The organism is Arthrobacter sp. Y3225209 (assembly GCF_059090685.1).
Genome location: NZ_JBNHFW010000036.1, coordinates 1 through 20,506, shown reverse-complemented (window position 1 = coordinate 20,506; position 20,506 = coordinate 1). Strand labels below are relative to the sequence as shown.

General features: G+C 64.6%; 16 protein-coding genes. 1 reads left to right on the top strand and 15 read right to left on the bottom strand.

The features are described from left to right. Nucleotides 1–18: 18 nt before the first annotated feature. The 15 genes from rpsG to rpoB all read right to left on the bottom strand — a co-directional run bounded on the left by rpsG (nt 19) and on the right by rpoB (nt 18,575). The gene (gene rpsG, locus AC5RVB_RS15450) at nt 19–489 is read right to left on the bottom strand and encodes a 30S ribosomal protein S7 (RefSeq protein WP_227903869.1); all 471 of its coding nucleotides are present in this window, start codon (nt 487–489) and stop codon (nt 19–21) included. 1 nt (nt 490) lies between these two features. Further along, nucleotides 491–865 (bottom strand): 30S ribosomal protein S12, encoded by a 375-nt coding sequence (gene rpsL, locus AC5RVB_RS15445; protein ID WP_104052742.1) that lies wholly within the window; start codon nt 863–865, stop codon nt 491–493. 339 nt (nt 866–1,204) lie between these two features. After that, entirely contained in the window at nt 1,205–1,996 is a 792-nt protein-coding gene (locus AC5RVB_RS15440; protein WP_227903871.1) for an IclR family transcriptional regulator domain-containing protein, read from the bottom strand. Between the two features lie 24 nt (nt 1,997–2,020). Then, nucleotides 2,021–2,677 carry a 3-oxoacid CoA-transferase subunit B gene (locus AC5RVB_RS15435; RefSeq protein ID WP_227903873.1) on the bottom strand — a complete coding sequence of 219 codons (657 nt, stop codon included), beginning with the start codon at nt 2,675–2,677 and terminating at the stop codon, nt 2,021–2,023. Continuing rightward, nucleotides 2,674–3,357: a 3-oxoacid CoA-transferase subunit A gene (locus AC5RVB_RS15430; protein ID WP_227903875.1), complete on the bottom strand. Its 684-nt coding sequence runs from the start codon at nt 3,355–3,357 to the stop codon at nt 2,674–2,676. The genes AC5RVB_RS15435 and AC5RVB_RS15430 overlap by 4 nt, the downstream gene beginning before the upstream one ends. Before the next feature lie 31 nt (nt 3,358–3,388). Further along, the gene (locus AC5RVB_RS15425) at nt 3,389–4,588 is read right to left on the bottom strand and encodes a thiolase family protein (RefSeq protein ID WP_227903877.1); all 1,200 of its coding nucleotides are present in this window, start codon (nt 4,586–4,588) and stop codon (nt 3,389–3,391) included. A 57-nt stretch (nt 4,589–4,645) separates the two neighbouring features. Beyond that, a complete protein-coding gene (gene pcaC / locus AC5RVB_RS15420) occupies nt 4,646–5,050 on the bottom strand; it encodes a 4-carboxymuconolactone decarboxylase (RefSeq protein WP_227903879.1) in 405 nt (134 codons plus the stop codon). A gap of 4 nt (nt 5,051–5,054) precedes the next feature. Next, nucleotides 5,055–5,867 (bottom strand): alpha/beta fold hydrolase, encoded by an 813-nt coding sequence (locus AC5RVB_RS15415; RefSeq protein ID WP_227903880.1) that lies wholly within the window; start codon nt 5,865–5,867, stop codon nt 5,055–5,057. Continuing rightward, complete coding sequence (locus AC5RVB_RS15410; RefSeq protein ID WP_494143078.1) at nt 5,864–7,270, bottom strand: lyase family protein; 1,407 nt, start codon at nt 7,268–7,270, stop codon at nt 5,864–5,866. Before AC5RVB_RS15410 ends, AC5RVB_RS15415 begins: the two co-directional genes overlap by 4 nt. 2 nt (nt 7,271–7,272) lie before the next feature. Continuing rightward, nucleotides 7,273–7,839 (bottom strand): protocatechuate 3,4-dioxygenase subunit alpha, encoded by a 567-nt coding sequence (gene pcaG / locus AC5RVB_RS15405; RefSeq protein ID WP_227903883.1) that lies wholly within the window; start codon nt 7,837–7,839, stop codon nt 7,273–7,275. Then, nucleotides 7,840–8,664 (bottom strand): protocatechuate 3,4-dioxygenase subunit beta, encoded by an 825-nt coding sequence (gene pcaH / locus AC5RVB_RS15400; RefSeq protein ID WP_423723757.1) that lies wholly within the window; start codon nt 8,662–8,664, stop codon nt 7,840–7,842. It abuts the gene before it with no gap. A gap of 123 nt (nt 8,665–8,787) precedes the next feature. Next, a complete protein-coding gene (locus AC5RVB_RS15395; protein ID WP_227903885.1) occupies nt 8,788–9,984 on the bottom strand; it encodes a 4-hydroxybenzoate 3-monooxygenase in 1,197 nt (398 codons plus the stop codon). Between the two features lie 135 nt (nt 9,985–10,119). Continuing rightward, the gene (locus AC5RVB_RS15390; protein WP_227903887.1) at nt 10,120–10,887 is read right to left on the bottom strand and encodes an IclR family transcriptional regulator; all 768 of its coding nucleotides are present in this window, start codon (nt 10,885–10,887) and stop codon (nt 10,120–10,122) included. 102 nt (nt 10,888–10,989) lie between these two features. Next, nucleotides 10,990–14,880, bottom strand: coding sequence for a DNA-directed RNA polymerase subunit beta' (locus tag AC5RVB_RS15385; protein ID WP_494143077.1), 3,891 nt, complete (start codon nt 14,878–14,880; stop codon nt 10,990–10,992). 194 nt (nt 14,881–15,074) lie between these two features. Continuing rightward, nucleotides 15,075–18,575: a DNA-directed RNA polymerase subunit beta gene (gene rpoB / locus AC5RVB_RS15380; protein WP_227903889.1), complete on the bottom strand. Its 3,501-nt coding sequence runs from the start codon at nt 18,573–18,575 to the stop codon at nt 15,075–15,077. A 625-nt stretch (nt 18,576–19,200) separates the two neighbouring features. Here rpoB and AC5RVB_RS15375 point away from each other — a divergent pair. Beyond that, a complete protein-coding gene (locus AC5RVB_RS15375) occupies nt 19,201–20,421 on the top strand; it encodes an acetyl-CoA C-acetyltransferase (RefSeq protein WP_227903891.1) in 1,221 nt (406 codons plus the stop codon). Nucleotides 20,422–20,506: the final 85 nt, after the last annotated feature.

The window sequence follows — 20,506 nt, the reverse complement described above, 5'->3', positions numbered from 1 at the left end:
CGCCGTCGGCCGGGCTTATTACCAGCGGTAGTGGGCGAAGGCCTTGTTGGACTCGGCCATCTTGTGGGTGTCCTCGCGGCGCTTCACAGCTGCACCGAGACCGTTGGAAGCGTCCAGGATTTCGTTGCGCAGGCGCTCGGTCATGGTCTTCTCGCGGCGGGCCTTGGAGTAGCCAACCAGCCAGCGCAGTGCCAGTGCAGTTGCACGGCCCGGCTTGACCTCAACGGGGACCTGGTAGGTGGCGCCGCCAACGCGGCGGGACTTGACCTCAAGGCTGGGCTTGATGTTATCCATGGCCTTTTTCAGGGCTGCAACCGGATCCTGTCCGGTCTTCTCCTGGGCGCCTGCAAGTGCACCGTAAACGATGCGCTCTGCGGTGGACTTCTTGCCGTCGATCAGGACCTTGTTGATCAGCTGCGTGACCAGCGGGGAACCGTAGACGGGATCCAGTACTAGCGGCCGCTTGGGGGCCGGACCCTTGCGGGGCATATTACTTCTTCTCCATCTTCGCGCCGTAGCGGCTGCGAGCCTGCTTGCGGTTCTTGACACCCTGGGTATCGAGGGCACCGCGGACGATCTTGTAGCGAACACCGGGAAGGTCCTTCACACGACCGCCGCGCACCAGCACGATGGAGTGTTCCTGAAGGTTGTGACCCACACCGGGGATGTAGGCGGTTACTTCGATGCCGCCGTTGAGGCGGACACGTGCAACCTTACGCAGAGCCGAGTTCGGCTTCTTCGGGGTGGTCGTGTAAACGCGGGTGCAGACACCACGGCGCATCGGGCTGCCCTGAAGGGCAGGAGCCTTGGTCTTGGAGACCTTGGGTGAGCGGCCCTTGCGGACCAGCTGCTGAATCGTAGGCACTTTCGTGTTCTCCGTTTTTTCTCGAGATAATTCTCTGGTTGCCCCGCCCCGCTGACGGCTGGAAGCCGGCTCAGGGCGGTGCGCTTAAAGTCGTTGCCGCAATGCCCCGAGAAGTTCCGTGTTCTCGCCGAAAGCGACCGTAGGCGTGCAAAAGTGTGGCATTCGTTGCGCAAGAAGCCCGCAACCCGGAAACAGGCCCGCCCATTCCTTTCGGAATGCATTCCCCCGAGTATCTCACCACGGAGGGCACGCGAGCGGCCTTCATCCACTGCCACACAAACAATTGGTTTTCAGTCTAGCAGACTTAACGCCTTCCGCGGTGACGTGAGGCCAGGATCACTAACTGCGGGCCGCCAGGGCATCAGTGATGGTGGCCGATGCCTGCTGCAGATGCGGCAGCACGCGGGCCGCGGCATCTTCCAGTGTAGGCCCGCCCAGCCCCATCGTTGCCTGCATGGAGGTATTCAGGGCTGCGCAGACCCTGCCCTGGGGGTCGTACACGGGGACGGCGACAGAGCGCAGGCCCTGTTCGAGTTCCTGGTCCACCACTGCCCAGCCCTGTTCCCGGACGCCGGCAACCAGTTCGCGGAGCCGGGCAGGGTCGGTGACGGTGCGGTCGGTGAGCGGTTGCAGGTCCACTGTGGTGAGGTAATCCTCGAACCGGTCTTCGGGCAGCCCAGCGAGCAGGACCCGCCCCATGGACGTTGCGTAGGCCGGGAAGCGCGTGCCCACGGCAATGCCCACGGTCATCAGCCGGCGGGTATGGATGCGGGCTATATAGACAATCTCGCTGCCGTCGAGCACGGATGCGGACGTGGACTCGGAGATCTGCCGGGACAGGTCCTCCAGTACGGGCTGGGCCAGCTGGGGCAGCGACTGGCCCGACAGATAGGAATATCCCAGCTGCAGCACCAAAGCGGTGAGCTCGAAGGTCCGTCCGTCCGTGCGGATGTAGCCCAGTTCCACCAGGGTGAGCAGGAAGCGCCGGGCAGTGGCCCGGGTCAGGCCGGTGCGCCGGGAGACCTCGCTGAGCGTCATCTGCACGTGGTCGGCGTCGAACGCGCGAATCACCAGCAGGCCCCGGGCCAGCGACTGTACATACTGGTCGCTGGCCGGCACGGTCTCGCTCATCTGTCCCCCATGATTGGTGTCCTGCTAGCTTCCGTCCGCGGCGCGGATCAGCGGGATATCCATCTTCGCCGCCAGCTCTTCGAAGGTGGTGCCAAAGGTCTCGCGTACGTGTACGCCGTCCTCCTTCAGCAAAAAGACTGCTTCATTAGTGTAGACGCGGGTCACGCAACCCACCCCGGTCAGCGGATAGCTGCACTCCTTGACCAGCTTGCTCACGCCGTCGCGCGTGAACAGGGACATCATGACGTAGACGTCCTTGGCTCCGGTGGCCAGGTCCATGGCACCGCCGACTGCAGGGATGGCATCCGGTGCCCCGGTATGCCAATTGGCGAGGTCACCGGCAGCCGAGACCTGGAAGGCGCCCAGTACGCAGACGTCCAGGTGTCCGCCCCGCATGATGGCGAAGGAGTCGGCATGGTGGAAGTAGGCTGCGCCCGGCAGCTCCGTTACCGGGATTTTTCCGGCGTTGATCAGGTCCGGATCCACCTCGTCGCCGTGTGCTTCCGGCCCCATGCCCAGCATGCCGTTCTCGGTGTGCAGCGTGACTTTCTGTTCGGGCACCAGATAGTTCGAGACCAGGGTGGGCTGCCCGATGCCCAGGTTCACGAAGGACCCGGGGGCAATGTCGGAGGCGACCAGGGCCGCGAGTTCGTTCTTGTCCAGCTTCTTGTCGGTGCTCATGCTGCGGCCGGTGCTTTCTCCCGGTCCACGCGGACCAGGCTGTTGACGTAGATCCCGGGAGTAACAACGTTTTCGGGGTCCAGTTCCCCAACGTCCACAATTTCGCGTACCTGCACGATGGCATGCCCGGCTGCGGCAGCCATGATGGGTCCGAAGTTCCGGGCCGTCTTGCGGTAGACCAGGTTGCCGGCTGTGTCAGCCCGCAGCGCCTTCACCAGGGCAAAGTCCGCGTGCAGTGGTGTTTCGAAGACGTAGCCGCGGCCATCTATGACCCGGGTTTCCTTGCCTTCGGCCAGCGGGGTTCCGTACGCGGTGGGAGTGAAGAAGCCGCCAATGCCGGCGCCGGCGGCCCGGATGCGTTCGGCCAGGTTGCCCTGGGGCACCAGTTCCAGTTCGATCTCCCCCGCACGGTACTTCGCGTCGAAGATCTGCGAGTCGGACTGCCGCGGGAAGGAGCAGATGATTTTCTTCACGCGGCCGGCACCGATCAGGGCTGCCAGGCCCTGTTCCCCGTTGCCTGCGTTGTTGTTGACCACGGTCAGGTCCGTGGCGCCCTGCCGCAGCAGCGCCTCGATCAGTTCCACGGGCTGGCCGGCGCGGCCGAATCCGCCAATCATTACGGTGGCCCCGTCATGGATGGGCGCTACGGCCTCATCTGCGTCCTGCACTATGTTGAGCACGGTTTTTCCTAACGTGTGCGGTGTCTGGGTATCAGTTGGCGTTTTCGAGGACGACGGCGAGGCCCTGCCCGACGCCGATGCAGATGGCTGCCACGCCCCAGCGCTCTCCGGAGTCCTGCAGGCGGCGGGCCAGCGTGCCCAGGATGCGGGTACCGGAGGCACCCAGCGGGTGGCCGATTGATACGGCCCCGCCCCACGCGTTGACGATGGCCGGGTCCACGTCCCAGGCGTCCAGGCAGGCCAGCGACTGGGCGGCGAAGGCTTCGTTCAGTTCCACTGCTCCAACCTCGCTCCAGCTGATGCCGGCACGCTTCAGGGCAAGGTTGGCCGCTTCCACGGGGGCATAGCCGAAGAACTGCGGCTCATTGGCGGCGGCGCCGCGTCCGGCAATCCGTGCCAGCGGAGCCATGCCCAGGATGCCGGCGGCGTTCTCGCTGCCGAGCCAGGCTGCCGAAGCGCCGTCGTTCAGCGGTGAGGCGTTGCCTGCGGTCACGGTGCCGCCGGAGGCATCGTCGGAGGCGGGCCGGAAGACGGTGCGAAGGGTGGCCAGCTTTTCCACGGTGGAGCCTGCGCGGATGCTTTCGTCGCGGTCCAGCTCCACGCCGTCCACGGCAACGGTGAGATCCGCATATTTACCCTCGTCCCAGGCCTTGGCAGCCAGGGCGTGGGAGGCAGCGGCGAACTCGTCCTGGCGTTCACGGCTGATACCGTGCTTCTCGCGCAGCTGCTCGGTGGCTTCACCGAGGGAGACGGTCCATTCCTTGGGCATGGCCGGATTGACCAGGCGCCAGCCCAGGGTGGTGGAGGCCAGGGTCTGGTCCCCTGCCGGGTAGGGCTTCTCATTTTTCGGCAGTACCCAGGGGGCGCGGCTCATTGACTCGGCGCCGCCGATCAGCATCAGGTCGGCTTCGCCGGTGTTGATCTGGCGGGAGGCGATGAGTGCCGCGTCCAGCGAGGACCCGCAGAGCCGGTTCACCGTGGTGCCCGGAATCGAGGTGGGCAGACCGGCCAGCAGGGTGGCCATCCTGGCCACGTTGCGGTTTTCCTCGCCGGCTCCGTTGGCGTTGCCGAAAATCACCTCGTCAATGCGTGCCGGGTCCAGGCCGGGCGCGCGTGAGACGGATGCCTTGATGACCTGGGCGGCGAGGTCATCCGGGCGGACCCCGGCGAGGGCTCCGCCGAACTTCCCGAAGGGCGTACGGACTGCGTCGTAGATATAGGCCTGGTTCACCGGTGCTCCTTGAAACTCAAAAAGAAAAGTCGAATGGCTGGGAAGGTTCGGGGGCCGCTAGGCCGCGGAGTCCATCTCGCGGAAGACGCCCTGCGCCACCTTGAAGGCGGAGTTCGCGGCGGGAACCCCGCAGTAGATGGCAGACTGCAGGACTATTTCCTTGATCTCGTCCCGGCTCAGGCCGTTGCGCAGCGCCGCCCGCACATGCATGGCGAATTCCTCCATGTGCCCGTGCGCAATCAGCGCCGTGAGCGTCACGGCGCTCCGCATGGTGCGGGGCAGGCCGGGGCGGGTCCAGATGGTTCCCCAGGCGTACTGGGTGATCATGTCCTGGAAGTCGGTAGTGAACTCGTCCTTGCCGGCGTTGGCACGGTCCACATGCTCGGAGCCCAGGACCTCCCGGCGAACGGCCATACCCTCGTTGTACACGTCCTGCCGGCTCTTGTGTCCGTCTGCAATCACGGTGTTATTTCCCTTCCGGATACTGGGTGCCGAAGAAATCCTTCAGCAGGTCGGCGGTCCGTCCCGGCTGCTCGACCGGGACCAGGTGGGCGGCGTCCTCAACGACGGCGGCCGTTCCGTTGGTAACCCGGTCCGCGATGAGCTCCGCGAACGACGGCGGGGTGACAACGTCCTGCGCACCGGCCACGGCAAGCACGGGGACGGTGATATCAGCGAGCCGGCCGCGGACGTCGAAGCCGGCCAGCGCGGAACAGCAGAAGGCGTAGGAGAAGCGGTCTGCGTTCTGCAGGGAGTGCAGCAGTGCGGACGCCGCAGCGGGTTCGCGTTCCATAAATCCGGGGGCGAACCAGCGCTGACCCGAGCCGACCACCTGGGTGGGGGTGCCCTGGACCCTGACGGTTTCGCCGCGCTCTTCCCAGCCGTCGGCGTCGCCGATTTTGGCTCCGGAGCACAGCACTGCCACGGCCTGGAAGAGTTCGCCGTGGTCCAGCGCCAGCTGCAGCCCAACGGCACCGCCCAGCGAGACACCGGCGTAATAGACCGTTGCTTCAGGGGCAATATCGCCTGCGTTCCGGGCCCCGTTGACCAGATTGGCAACGCCGGCGGCCAGGTCTTCCACGCTGAAGGCACCGACGGCGGCGGGGCTGGAACCGTGGCCGGGCAGGTCCCAGCCGATGACGGTGAAGGTGTCCAGGGCAGCTGCCGTCCGGCTCCACAGCGGTGTCACTGCTGTTCCGAGCGACGGGCCGGCAACCAGGACGGGCGCTGCGGGACCGGCGTCGGAGAGGCGGGAGGCTTTGATGGCGGGAACACTCATGCTGAGGGCTTTCCGGGGTAGGCAGCCGTGATGCGCTCTATGAGTGCGGCGGCCTCCCCTACGTAGTTGACGGGGTCAAGGATGTCCGCGAGCCGGTCGTCGGAGAGGATGTCCTCCGGAACGGTGCTGCGCAGCACGGTTGCGAACGGCTCGCCGGTGGAGAGCGAGTGGGCGACGGCCTCGGATACCAGCTTCTTTCCGCGGCCGGCCACACCGTCGTCGAGCAGCGGGGCGACGACGGCCATGATCTTCTCGCTGACCACCAGCGGGCCGGCTGCTGCCAGGTTCCGTTCCAGTGCCCGGGTGTGAACCTGCAGGCCCGCGGCCAGCTCGGCGAGTTTGGCGGCTGCTCCCCCGGCCAGGCGGAGCAGGGAGCGCAGGGCCTGCCATTCAACGTGCCAGGATCCGCTGGGACGCTCGTCGTCCGCCGCTGCGGCGGCAGCCTGCAGCTGCACGCCGTGGCCGGGTGCGGCAAGGGCTGCGCTGCGGATCAGTACGGACAGCACCGGGTTCTGCTTCTGCGGCATGGCGGAGGAACCGCCGCGGCCGGCGGCCCGCGGTTCGGACAGCTCGCCGATCTCCGGCCGGCTCAGCAGCAGCACGTCGTTGGCCATTTTGCCTGCCGCTGCGGTGAAATCCTGCAGGGCAGCTCCGAGGCCGGTGACGGGCAGCCGGTTGGTCTGCCACGGTGCTACCGGCTCCGCCAGTCCCAGGGCAACGGCAAGGCGTGAGGTCAGGTCAAAGGGTCCGTCAGTGCCGCTCTGCGCCGCGGTCGCGGTGGTCAGCGCGGCCATGGTTCCGGATGCCCCGCCCCACTGCAGGGGCAGCCCGAGGGCGGCGGTGCGCAGCCCCTCGGCGGCCTGACCGACACCGTGCAGCCACTGCGCGGCGCGGAGCCCGAAGGTGGAGGGCAGCGAGTGCTGGGTCAGGGTCCGGGCAACACACAGGGTCCGGGCATGGCGCCGGGCAAGGTCTCCCAGTGCCGTGACGGCCCGGTCTGCGTCCGCGAGGATGGCCTCCAGCGCCCGGCGGGCCAGGAGCATCAGGGCGGTGTCCATGATGTCCTGGCTGGTGGCGCCGCGGTGGATCGCGCCGGCAGCCGCCGGGGATTGGGCCTGTGCCAGCTTCCGCAGGTCCGCGAGCAGGGGGATGACCGGGTTACCGCCGCCCTGTGCCCGTTCCGCCAGGGACGCGGCGTCATACAGGGAGGCGTCGCTGACGGCCGCCACGGCAGCGGGCGCTTCAGGGTCGGCCAGCCCGGCGTCCGCCAGCACCCGCACCCAGGCCAGCTCCACATCCAGCAGGGCCTGGAGCAGCGCCGTGTCCCCCGTCAGCGCGGCCACCCGGGTACCGGCCCATGCCGGTGCGAGCAGGCCGTAGTCGGCGCTCTCCGCTGCACCCACGCCTAGGCTCCCGGGTAGGTGAGGAAAACTGTTTCGTTCTCCCCCTGCAGCGAGATGTTCCAGCGCAGTCCGCCGTCGGCCTCGCGCGTGGCAATGAGGGTGCGCCTCCGCTCCTCGGGGAGCGAGGAAAGCAGGGCGTCGCGTGCCAGCGCTTCCTCGTCATCGGGCAGGTACATGCGGGTATGCAGCTTATTCAGCAGGCCGCGGGCGAAGATCACGAAGGAAATGAAGGGCGCTGAACCTTCTTCGGTGGGGCCGGGGTTTACCGTGGTGAACGTGTAGTTTCCCGTGTTGTCCACGGCTGTGCGGCCCCAGCCGGTGAAGGTGTAGCCGTCCCGGACCAGCGAGCCGGTCTGCTGCGGGATGTTGCCCTCAGCGTCGGCCTGCCAGATTTCGAGCAGGGCATCGGGGATGGTTTCCCCGGCGCCGTCCGTGACCGTTCCCTGCAGCCGGATGCTGCCGGGCAGCCCCGGCGCAAGGAGCTGGTTGTCCTTCTCGAAGGGAAGCGCGTATCCGTAGAACGGGCCGATGGTCTGCCCGGGTGTGGCGGTAAGTTTCTGCTCGCTCATTTACTCTGCGTCCTCGTCTTCCATCCAGGTGCGGTTGCTGCCGGTGAGCACAATGTCCCAGTTGTAGCCGGTGGCCCACTCATGCGATGTCAGGTTGTGGTCATACGTGGCCACGAGGCGGTCGCGTGCCTTCTGATCGGTAATCGACTGGTAGATCGGGTCCAGCGCGAACAGCGGATCGCCGGGGAAATACATCTGGGTGATCATGCGCTGGGTGAAGTCGGTGCCGAACAGGGAGAAATGGATGTGGGCCGGGCGCCAGGCGTTGAAGTGGTTCTTCCAGGGGTAGGGCCCGGGCTTGATGGTGGTGAACTCGTAGTAGCCGTCGTCGGTGGTGATGCAGCGGCCGACGCCGGTGAAGTTCGGGTCCAGCGGAGCCGGATGCTGGTCCCGCTTGTGGATGTAGCGGCCGGCCGAGTTGGCCTGCCAGATTTCCACCAGCTGGTTGCGCACGGGCCGTCCGTCGCCGTCGAGGATCCTGCCGCGGACAATGATGCGCTCCCCCAGGGGCTCACCGTTGTGCTGGATGGTCAGGTCGCTCTCCAAGGCGTGCACGTCCTGGTGTCCGAACGCCGGTGACCACAGTTCGATTGTCTCGGGGTCAACGTGGTGCGGATCCTTGGTGGGGTGGCGCAGGATGGAGCTGCGGTAAGGAGGGAAGTCGATGCGGGGCTGGCTTTCCGGGGCGGCGCCGTCATGTACGGACTTGTCATACGCCGCGTGGACCGAGGCAATCTCCGCCGAAATCTGGTCCTGCGACGCCTGCGCCGCATCCAGTTTCTCGACGACATGGCTGTTCTGGAAAAGATCCTTTTCCATTTCCATGGTTTTTCCTTTCGACTTCGAGCGCATCCTTGCACTCCGGCTATCCAACAAGCGTCCGCGTGGTCGAGACCACACTACACCGCTTGTTCATCTTGTGTACAGGTGTTCGTCATACGAACGAAATTAGGAGTTGGGCCACCCGGTGTAGGCCTCGGCCAGGTATGCGCTGCCATGCCGGGAGGCGACGACGCCGCTGAGCTCGCCCAGCGCACGCTTGCGTTCAAAGGGGCTGGCATCTTCGCGGGTGTGCAGCATGGACGTCATCCAGTAGGAGAAGTTCTGCGCCCGCCAGACCCGCTTTAGTGCCTTGTCGCTGTAGCCTTCCAGCAGTTCGGGCGACTTGGTGGCATAGAAGGAGTCAATGGCTTCGAACAGTACCTGCACGTCGGCCAGGGCCAGATTCAGCCCCTTGGCTCCGGTGGGCGGGACCGTATGTCCGGCGTCGCCGGCAAGGAAGAGGTTGCCGTAGCGCAGCGGCTCGCAGACATAGCTGCGGAACTTCAGCACAGTTTTTTCGAAGATCGGTCCCCGCTTGAGTTCGAATCCGTCCGGACCTTCCACACGCGCCTGCAGCTCGTCCCAGATCCGCTCTTCGCTCCAGGCCTCCGGATCCTCGTTTGGATCCGACTGGAAGTACATGCGCTGGACATGCTCGTTCCGCTGGCTGATCAGGGCAAACCCGCGGTCTGAATTGGCATAGATGAGTTCCGGCGCACTGGGGGCGGCCTCGGTGAGGATTCCGAACCAGGCAAAGGGGTATTCGATGAAGTTATCCGTGCGGGCGTCCTTGGGGATGGAGCGCTTGCAGATGCCGGCGGAGCCGTCGGAGCCTACCAGCAGATCGCAGTGGATCTCGAACTCCGTACCCTCAGCGTCCGTGAAGAGAATCTTCGGGGTGTCAGTGGTGAGGTCGGTAACGGAGGTGTCGCTGACGCCGTAGCGTACGTCACCGCCGTCGCGCTCCCGGGCCGCGGCCAGGTCGGTGAACACTTCATTCTGCGGGTACAGCCAGACCGATTCCCCGACCAGGTCCTGGAAGTCGATCCGGTGGCTTACGCCGCCAAAGCGAAGATCGATTCCGTCATGCCGGTATCCGTCCGTAAGCACCCGGTCGCTGACTCCGGTCTCGGTGAGCATGCGCACGCTGCCGTGCTCCAGGATGCCTGCGCGATGGGTGGTGCGGATGGTTTCGTGGTCCCGCTTTTCCACCACGATGTTCTCGATCCCGGATTTCGAGAGCAGATGGGAGAGCATCAGGCCTGCCGGGCCGCCTCCTACAATGCCGACCTGCGTCTTGATAACCGTGCGCTGTGCGCCCATCTGGTACTCCCTTTGGAAAATCTGTTGCGGTTCCTGGTCTCCAGTGTGACTGCGCGCACAACGTGTTACCCAGAGGGTTCCCATTCAATGGGAATCCCGGTCCGGTTCCCACCTTCATCAACCGGCTGCCGCGGGTTATCGGCCGTAATGCGGCCCGGCGGCGTCCGCCCGCACCCCCAGCCCGCGCGAGATACCCCGCGCCGCGGTCATCAGTGCGGGCACGGTGGCTGAGATGTTCTCCTCCCCCGTCGGCACCACCACGCCGATTGCAGCTACCGCCGTTCCTCCGGCTCCGAACACGGGCACGGCTATCCCGGTGGTCTCGGGCACGACGGCGCCGGGCAGGCTGGCGCTGCCCTGCAGCCGCATCTGGGCCCACGCTGCCCGCAGGCCCCGCACCTCGTCCGGTTCCAGGTTTCGCTTCGACAGATATGCCTCCTGCTGGTGCCTGGGAGCGTGGGCCATCATGACCATCCCGGAGGAGGAGACATGCACCGGCAGGCGTCCCGCTACCTGCGCGTGGTTGAGCACGGAACCGTGGCTGGACAGCCGCTCGATGAACAGCACCTCGTCCTGGCTGAGGATGGACAGCTGGGTGTGCTGCCGGACCACGGCCTGAATGTCCTCCATAAAGGGCATGGCTATCTGTTTGAGGCCAAGGGCGGCGGAACTGCGGTTGGCCAGTTCCCACAGCCGCAGGCCCAGGCGGACACTGCCGCCGGATTCCTTCTGCAGGAAACCGTGACCCATCAGGTCATTGACAATCCGGTGGGTGGTGGACAGCGGCAGCCCGGTGCGGCGTGCCAGCGTGGCCACGGACATGCTCGGGCGGGTTCCGTCGAAGGCACCGATAATCCGCACAATCCGGTCCGTCATGGACTCGCCCGTTGGAGAATTCGCCATGACATTCAGTCTGGCACAGCGCTGCCGGCAGCCGGGGAGCGGTTAAACGCGGAAGGTCCCGCACCCTGGTGGGTACGGGACCTTCCTCTGCTTGCGCTTTCCTTAGCGGAAGTCGCTGCCCATGTCGTAGTCATCCAGCGGGATGGCGTGGAACTCGGGGCTGAGGCCGCCGTCAACTCCGGCGTAGTCGAAGTCGCTGAAGGCGCTCGGGCCGGTGAACAGGTTGGCCTTTGCTTCCTCGGTCGGCTCGACAGTGACCTCGGTGTAACGGGGCAGGCCCGTTCCGGCCGGGATCAGCTTACCGATGATGACGTTCTCCTTGAGGCCGAGCAGCGGATCGCTCTTGCCTTCCATGGCCGCCTGCGTCAGGACGCGGGTGGTCTCCTGGAAGGAAGCTGCGGACAGCCAGGACTCGGTGGCCAGGGAGGCCTTGGTGATACCCATCAGTTCCGGACGGCCCGAAGCAGGCTTCTTGCCTTCCGAAACCACGCGGCGGTTCTCGCTCTCGAACCGGCGGCGTTCGGTCAGCTCACCCGGGAGCAGATCGGAATCGCCGGACTCAATCACGGTCACGCGGCGCAGCATCTGGCGGACAATAACCTCGACGTGCTTGTCGTGGATGCCCACACCCTGGCTGCGGTACACGCGCTGGACTTCGTCCACCAGGAACTCCTGTGCCTTGCGCGGGCCGAGGATACGGAGGATCTGCTTGGGATCCACCGCACCGAAGACCAGCTGCTGGCCAACCTCGACGTGGTCGCCGTCGGCAACCAGGAGGCGTGCACGGCGCAGGACCGGGTACGCGATTTCCTCGGAGCCGTCATCGGGAGTGACAACCAGACGCATCTGGCGGTCGGTCTCTTCGATGGTGACCCGGCCCGCGGTCTCGGAGATCGGAGCAACACCCTTAGGCGTACGTGCTTCGAAGAGCTCCTGGATACGGGGCAGACCCTGGGTGATGTCCTCAGCAGAAGCAACACCACCGGTGTGGAAGGTACGCATGGTCAGCTGGGTACCCGGCTCACCAATGGACTGTGCAGCGATGATGCCCACGGCCTCGCCGATGTCCACGGTCTTACCCGTGGCCAGGGAGCGGCCGTAGCAAAGTGCACAGGTACCGACGGCGGACTCACAGGTGAGTACGGAGCGGACCTTGATGTCGGTGACACCGGCTTCGAACAGCTTCGCGATGAGCACATCGCCCACATCGTCGCCGCCCTTGGCCAGGACGTTGCCCTGCGGATCGGTGACGTCGGTGGCCAGCGTACGGGCGTAGGCCGAGTTCTCGACCTCTTCGTGCAGCTGCAGCTCACCGTTGGCATCCGGAACCGCGATGGTCACGTTCAGGCCGCGCTCGGTGCCGCAGTCTTCCTCGCGGACAATAACGTCCTGCGAAACGTCCACCAGACGACGGGTCAGGTAACCCGAGTTGGCGGTACGCAGAGCGGTATCGGCGAGACCCTTACGGGCACCGTGCGTGGCGATGAAGTATTCCAGCACCGACAGGCCCTCACGGTAGGAGGACTTAATCGGACGCGGGATGATCTCGCCCTTAGGGTTGGCCACCAGACCACGGATACCGGCAATCTGCCGGACCTGCAGCCAGTTACCACGGGCGCCGGAGGAGACCATGCGGTTGATGTTGTTGAATTCGGGCATGTTTGCCCGCATTGCAGCAGCAACCTCGTTGGTGGCCTTGTTCCAGATATCGATCAGTTCCTGGCGGCGCTCGTCTTCAGCGATCAGGCCCTTGCCGTACTGGCTTTCAACCTTGGCAGCCTGAGCTTCGTAGCCCTCCATAATGGCCGGCTTGTCGATCGGAGCCGCGATATCGGAGATGGCGACGGTAACGCCCGAGCGGGTGGCCCAGTAGAAACCGGAGTCCTTCAGGTTATCCAGCGTGGCAGCCGTGACAACCTTCGGGTACCGCTCAGCGAGATCGTTGACGATCGCCGAAAGCTGTCCCTTGTCTGCAACCTTCGCAACCCAGGGGTAGTCCGCCGGCAGGGTCTGGTTGAACAGAACCTGGCCGAGGGAGGTTTCGATGAGGGCGGGGGTGCCTTCTTCCCAACCTTCCGGTGCGGGCTGGTCTGCGCTGGGGACGAAGCCGTCAACGCGGATCTTGACCAGGGCGTTCAGGTGCAGCTCGCCCATGTCCGAGGCCATGATGCCTTCGGCCAGGGATCCGAACACGCGGCCTTCACCGGCAGCACCGGGGCGCTTGGTGGTGAGGTGGTGCAGGCCGATGATCATATCCTGCGAAGGCAGGGTGACCGGGCGGCCGTCGGACGGCTTCAGGATGTTGTTCGAGGACAGCATCAGGATGCGTGCTTCAGCCTGCGCTTCGGGGCTCAGCGGCAGGTGTACTGCCATCTGGTCACCGTCGAAGTCTGCGTTGAAGGCGCCACAGACCAGCGGGTGCAGCTGAAGGGCCTTGCCTTCAACAAGCTGCGGCTCGAAGGCCTGGATGCCGAGGCGGTGCAGGGTGGGTGCACGGTTGAGCAGCACCGGGTGTTCGGTGATGATCTCTTCCAGCACGTCCCAGACCTGCGGGCGGAAACGCTCGACCATACGCTTGGCGCTCTTGATGTTCTGGGCGTGGTTGAGGTCAACCAGACGCTTCATCACGAACGGCTTGAAGAGCTCCAGGGCCATCTGCTTGGGCAGACCGCACTGGTGCAGCTTCAGCTGCGGGCCGACAACGATGACGGAACGGCCGGAGTAGTCAACACGCTTACCCAGCAGGTTCTGGCGGAAGCGGCCCTGCTTGCCCTTGAGCATGTCGGACAGCGACTTCAGCGGACGGTTGCCCGGTCCGGTGACCGGACGGCCGCGGCGGCCGTTGTCGAACAGGGAGTCAACAGCTTCCTGCAGCATGCGCTTTTCGTTGTTCACGATGATCTCGGGGGCACCGAGATCCAGCAGGCGCTTCAGGCGGTTGTTGCGGTTGATCACGCGGCGGTACAGGTCGTTAAGGTCGGACGTCGCGAAACGTCCGCCGTCGAGCTGGACCATCGGGCGCAGTTCCGGCGGGATGACCGGGACGGCGTCCAGAACCATGCCCAGCGGGCTGTTCGAGGTGGTCAGGAACGCGTTGACAACCTTCAGGCGCTTCAGGGCACGCGTCTTGCGCTGGCCCTTGCCGTTCTGGATGATGTCGCGCAGCGACTCGGACTCGGCCTGCATGTCGAAGTCTTCAAGACGCTTCTTGATGGCTTCGGCACCCATGGAGCCTTCGAAGTACAGACCGTAGCGGTCACGCAGTTCGCGGTAGAGGCCTTCGTCGCCTTCCAGGTCGCCGACCTTGAGGTTCTTGAACCGGTCCCAGACCTGCTCGAGGCGCTCGATGTTGTGGTCGGCGTCGCGGCGTACCTTGGCCATCTGGCGGTCGGCGGAGTCGCGGGCCTTCTTCTTGTCGGCAGCCTTGGCGCCTTCGCCTTCGAGGCGGGCAAGCTCGCCTTCGAGATCCTTGGCGATCGCAGCGATGTCGGAGTCGCGCTGGTCGACCAGGTGCTTGCGCTCCAGGTCGTGCTCGGCCTGCAGGTTCGGCAGCTCGGCGTGGCGGTTCTCTTCGTCAACCGAGGTGATCATGTAGGCAGCGAAGTAAATGACCTTCTCAAGGTCCTTCGGTGCAAGGTCCAGCAGGTAGCCCAGGCGGGAGGGGACACCCTTGAAGTACCAGATGTGCGTCACGGGAGCGGCGAGCTCAATGTGGCCCATCCGTTCGCGGCGAACCTTGGCACGGGTCACCTCAACGCCGCAGCGCTCACAGATGATGCCCTTGAAGCGCACGCGCTTGTACTTGCCGCAGTAGCACTCCCAGTCACGGGAAGGACCGAAGATCTTTTCGCAGAAAAGACCGTCCTTCTCCGGCTTCAGGGTTCGGTAGTTGATGGTTTCCGGCTTCTTGACCTCGCCGTAAGACCAGCCACGGATTTCATCCGCGGTGGCAAGGCCGATTCGCATAAGGCCGAACGTGGAATCGTTGGACATGGGTCCCTGTTCTCTCTTGTTCTCTAAATCTGAATGTCTCGGGGTACGGAAAGAGCTCTAGGTGACCATCCCACTGGCGCCAGGCGGTCCTGGTTAGGCGGCTTTAATATTCCGTTGCGAGCTCTGCGAGCCGCGGAATTTCGTTGCCGCCGTTCCGGACCGTCCCGGCGCCAGCCGGGACGGTGCAACTGCTGCTAAACCTCTTCTACTGAGCTCGGCTCTGCGCGGGACAGATCGATACCCAGTTCTTCCGCGGCCCGGAAGACTTCTTCATCCGAGTCACGCATTTCAATCGTGTTGCCCTCGGTGGAGAGGACTTCCACATTCAGGCAGAGCGACTGCATTTCCTTGATCAGGACCTTGAACGATTCCGGAACACCGGGCTCCGGGATGTTCTCGCCCTTGACGATGGCTTCGTAGACCTTCACGCGGCCGTGGATGTCATCGGACTTGATCGTGAGCAGTTCCTGCAGCGTGTAGGCGGCGCCGTACGCTTCCAGGGCCCAGACTTCCATTTCACCGAAGCGCTGTCCGCCGAACTGTGCCTTACCACCCAGCGGCTGCTGCGTGATCATGGAGTACGGTCCGGTGGAACGGGCGTGGATCTTGTCATCCACCAGGTGGTGGAGCTTCAGGATGTACATGTAGCCCACGGAGATCGGGTCCGGGAACGGCTGGCCGGAGCGGCCGTCGAACATCCGGGCCTTGCCAGAGGCACCGATCAGGCGGTTGCCGTCACGGGTCACGTTGGTGGAATCGAGCAGGCCGGTGATTTCGTCCTCACTGGCACCGTCGAACACCGGGGTGGCAACCGTGGTGGGGCCGGTCTCGCGCGGCAGGTTCGGCAGGTCCTTGACCCAGTCCGGCTCGCCCTCGATCTTCCAGCCCTGCTTGGCAGCCCAGCCCAGGTGGATTTCCAGAACCTGGCCGACGTTCATACGGCCCGGAACACCCAGCGGGTTCAGGATGATGTCGACGGGGGTTCCGTCTTCCATGAACGGCATATCTTCGATCGGGAGGATCTTGGAGATGACACCCTTGTTGCCGTGGCGGCCGGCCAGCTTGTCGCCGTCCGTGATCTTGCGCTTGTGTGCCACGTACACGCGGACCAGCTGGTTCACGCCCGGGGGCAGCTCGTCGTCATTGTCGCGGTCGAAGATGCGCACACCGATGACGGTTCCGGACTCGCCGTGGGGAACCTTCAGCGAGGTGTCGCGGACTTCGCGGCTCTTCTCGCCGAAGATGGCGCGCAGCAGGCGCTCCTCGGGGGTCAGTTCCGTTTCACCCTTCGGGGTGACACGGCCAACCAGGATGTCGCCGGCTTCAACCTCGGCGCCGATGTGGATGATGCCGCGCTCGTCGAGCTGCGACAGCACTTCCTCGGAGACGTTCGGGATGTCGCGGGTGATTTCCTCGGCACCAAGCTTGGTGTCGCGGGCGTCAACCTCGTGCTCCTCAATGTGGATCGAGGTCAGGACATCGTCGGAGACCATGCGCTGGGACAGGATGATGGCATCTTCGTAGTTGTGGCCTTCCCATGACATGAATGCCACGAGCAGGTTCTTACCAAGGGCCAGTTCACCCTGGTCCGTTGCGGGACCGTCGGCGATGATGCTGTTGACCTCAACGCGGGCACCTTCGGAGACCAGCACGCGCTGGTTGTAGGCGTTGCCCTGGTTGGAGCGCTCGAACTTCATGATCGGGTAGCTGGTCTCGGTGCCGTCGTCGTTCATAACGGTGACGAGGTCAGCGGAAACCTCGGTGACTACACCGGGCTTCTTCGCGGTCACGGAGTCGCCGGCGTCAACTGCGGTGTACTTCTCCATGCCGGTGCCCACTACGGGGCGCTCGGAACGGAGCAGCGGCACAGCCTGGCGCTGCATGTTCGCACCCATGAGGGCGCGGTTGGCGTCGTCGTGCTCGAGGAACGGAATCAGGGCGGTAGCCACCGACACCATCTGGCGCGGGGAGACGTCCATGTACTCGACCTCGTCCGGCTCGACGAGAACGGGCTCGCCGGAACCGCCGCGGGCACGAACGAGGACCAGGTCCTCTTCGAAGTGCTGGTCGGCGCGCAGCGGAGCGTTTGCCTGGGCAATGGTGCGCTCTACTTCGTCATCGGCGGTCAGGTAATCGACCTTGTCGGTGACGACGCCGTTTTCGACCTTGCGGTACGGGGTTTCGATGAAGCCGAAGGCGTTGATGCGGCCGTAGGAAGCCAGCGAACCGATCAGGCCGATGTTCGGGCCTTCAGGGGTTTCGATGGGGCACATGCGGCCGTAGTGGGACGGGTGAACGTCTCGGACTTCCATGCCTGCACGGTCACGGGACAGACCGCCCGGGCCCAGTGCGGACAGGCGGCGCTTGTGCGTCAGGCCGGCCAGCGGGTTGTTCTGGTCCATGAACTGCGAGAGCTGGGACGTTCCGAAGAACTCCTTGATGGCAGCCACAACGGGACGGATGTTGATCAGGGTCTGCGGCGTGATGGCCTCGACGTCCTGGGTGGTCATCCGTTCGCGGACCACACGCTCCATGCGGGACAGGCCCGTGCGGATCTGGTTTTCGATCAGTTCGCCGACGGCGCGGATACGGCGGTTGCCGAAGTGGTCGATGTCATCGACCTCCACGCGGATCTCGACGTCTTCGCCGTCGCGCTTGCCCGGAACCGTCTTCTCACCGGCGTGCAGTGCCACCAGGAACTTGATCATGGCGACAATGTCGTCATTGTTCAGTACCGAAGCATCGGAATCCGTCAGCGGCTTGTCGATGCCCAGCTTGCGGTTGATCTTGTAACGGCCAACCTTGGCGAGATCGTAGCGCTTCGGGTTGAAGTACAGGTTCTCCAGCAGGGTCTTGGCGGCTTCCACCGTGGGCGGCTCGCCCGGTCGCAGCTTGCGGTAGATGTCCAGCAGGGCATCTTCCTGCGTTTCCGTGGGGTCCTTTTCCAGGGTGGCACGGATGGAGTCGTATTCGCCGAAGGTCTCGAGGATCTGGCCTTCAGTCCAGCCCAGTGCCTTCAGCAGGACGGTGACCGACTGCTTGCGCTTGCGGTCAAGGCGGACGCCGACCTGGTCGCGCTTGTCGATTTCCAGTTCGAACCAGGCACCGCGGGAAGGAATGATCTTCGCGGTGTAGATGTCCTTGTCACTGGTCTTGTCCGCGGTGCGCTCGAAGTAGGCGCCCGGGGAACGGACCAGCTGGGAAACAACAACACGCTCGGTGCCGTTGATGACGAACGTTCCCTTGTCTGTCATCAGGGGGAAGTCGCCCATGAACACGGTCTGCTGCTTGATTTCGCCCGTGTTGTTGTTCATGAACTCGGCCTTAACGTACAGCGGAGCCGAGTACGTTGCGTCCCGGTCCTTGCACTCAGCCATGGTGTACTTCGGGTCGGCAAACTCCGGCTCCGAGAAGCTCAGGGACATGGTGCCCTGGAAGTCTTCGATCGGGGAGATTTCCTCGAAGATGTCGGCCAGGCCGGACGTGGTTGCAATACCCTGCTCGCCGGTTTCCCGCGCCTTTTCGACCCGGGCCTTCCAGCGCTCGTTGCCGACGAGCCAGTCAAAGCTGTCCGTCTGCAGGGCAAGAAGATTGGGAACGTCAAGCGGTTCGTGAATCTTTGCGAATGAAATCCGGGAAGCTGCGTTCTCCGGATTAGTAGCGGTTTCGTTATTAGAGGTGCTCGAGGCGACCAAGAGGGATCCTTCCACAGACCTTCAGGCGTGTTTCGCGCTTCCTCCCCTGCACTGCACGGACCGAGTCCGTGTGCGTCCCGACGTCCGGCAACAGGTGCACCCGCATACTACGGATACCGCCCGGCACGGAACATAGCCCACCGCTATATGAAGGCTGAAGGTTAACAGGAGGAAGCAAATATCCACTATAGGGCATTATGGGCACACAAGTCTACCCGATTTCATAACCCTGCGTCGCTCAACCCCTCAGAATCCCACAAGGATCCGGCTTACGAGGGAGCAGCAGGCAACATGTAACGGCTGATAAACAGCCGGTAAGCGGCTGGTGCAACACCAGATAGTAACCCGGTACTGGACCTGGTACTAACCCGGTAGTAACCCTTACCCGAGACCCCTTCCGGAGCATCGGATACAGATACCTTACCGCAAGATCGGCGGAATGTGGGTGTGGAGGGTGTCGGAGACCGCGCAGGCATGTGACTGCGATCTCCCTGCCGGCTGTGAGGTGGCGTAGCCTTATCCCAGCGTTGGATCCATCCCTGCAATGTCTTTAAGGACGAAACAGCCTTTAAGGACGAAACAGTCTTCAATGACGAACACAGCAACGAAAGTGAACTCATCCGCTATGAGCAACTCCGCAGCCCCCGCGGCAGCAGTCCCTACCGAAGTGGTAATTGTCGGCGGCGCACGCACTCCCCAGGGCCGGCTCAACGGGCAGCTGGCCCCCTTTACCGCCGTTGACCTCGGAGCGTTCGCCATCAGCGGCGCCCTGGAGAAGTCCGGGGTTCCGGCGGCCGATGTCGACACCGTCATCATGGGCCATGTGGTCCAGGCCGGGTGCGGGCAGAACCCGGCCCGCCAGTCCTCCATTAAGGCGGGCATCGGCTGGGATGTCCCCACGGTCACCATCAACAAGGTCTGCCTCTCCGGCCTGGCCGCTGTTATTGATGCAGCCCGCCTGATCCGCGGCGGCGAGGCCACCGTGGTGGTGGCCGGAGGCCAGGAATCCATGACCCGAGGGCCGCACCTGCTGCCCGGCTCCCGCCAAGGCTGGAACTACGGGAACATTTCCGCGGTCGACTCAGTGGCACATGACGGCCTCACGGACGCCTTCGACAACGATTCGATGGGAATCTCCACCGAGCGCGGCAACACCAAGCTGGCCATCAAGCGGCTGGAACAGGACGAAGTGGCTGCGGCCTCCCACCAGCGGGCAGCGGCCGCCATGGCTGCCGGCATCTTCGACGCCGAGATCGTTCCGGTGACCGTGCCGCAGCGCAAGGGCGAGCCGCTGGTACTCACCAGCGATGAAGGCGTGCGGCCCGCGACCACCACGGAGACCCTGGCCGGGCTGCGGCCAGCCTTCGATCCGGAGGGCACCATCACGGCCGGCAACTCCTCCCCGCTGTCGGACGGAGCCGCGGCCCTGGTACTCACCACGCGTGCCTACGCCACCGAGCACGGCTTGGAAGTCCTCGCGTCCGTCGGTATGCCGGGCCAGGTGGCCGGGCCGGACAACACCTTGCATTCCCAGCCTTCCAACGCCCTGTTCGCGGCACTGGAACGCGCCGGCTGGAATGTCCCGGATCTGGACTTCATCGAGATCAACGAGGCCTTCGGAGCCGTTGCCGTCCAGTCCCTGAACGAACTGGGCATGGACCTGGAGCAGTGCAACCTGCATGGCGGGGCCATTGCCCTGGGCCACCCGATCGGCGCTTCCGGTGCCCGGCTCGCCCTGACCGCTGCGCACGAGCTGCTCCGGCGGGGCTCGGGGCGTGCCGGGGTTGCCCTCTGCGGCGGCGGCGGGCAGGGTGAAGCCCTGCTGCTCTTCCGCGAAGAGTCCTAGCGCGCCGGGCCCGATCGGGCAGAAGAACAACGTGATGGTCTACCGCATGGTGGCCCGGGACACCATCGAAGAGAAGGTCATGGCG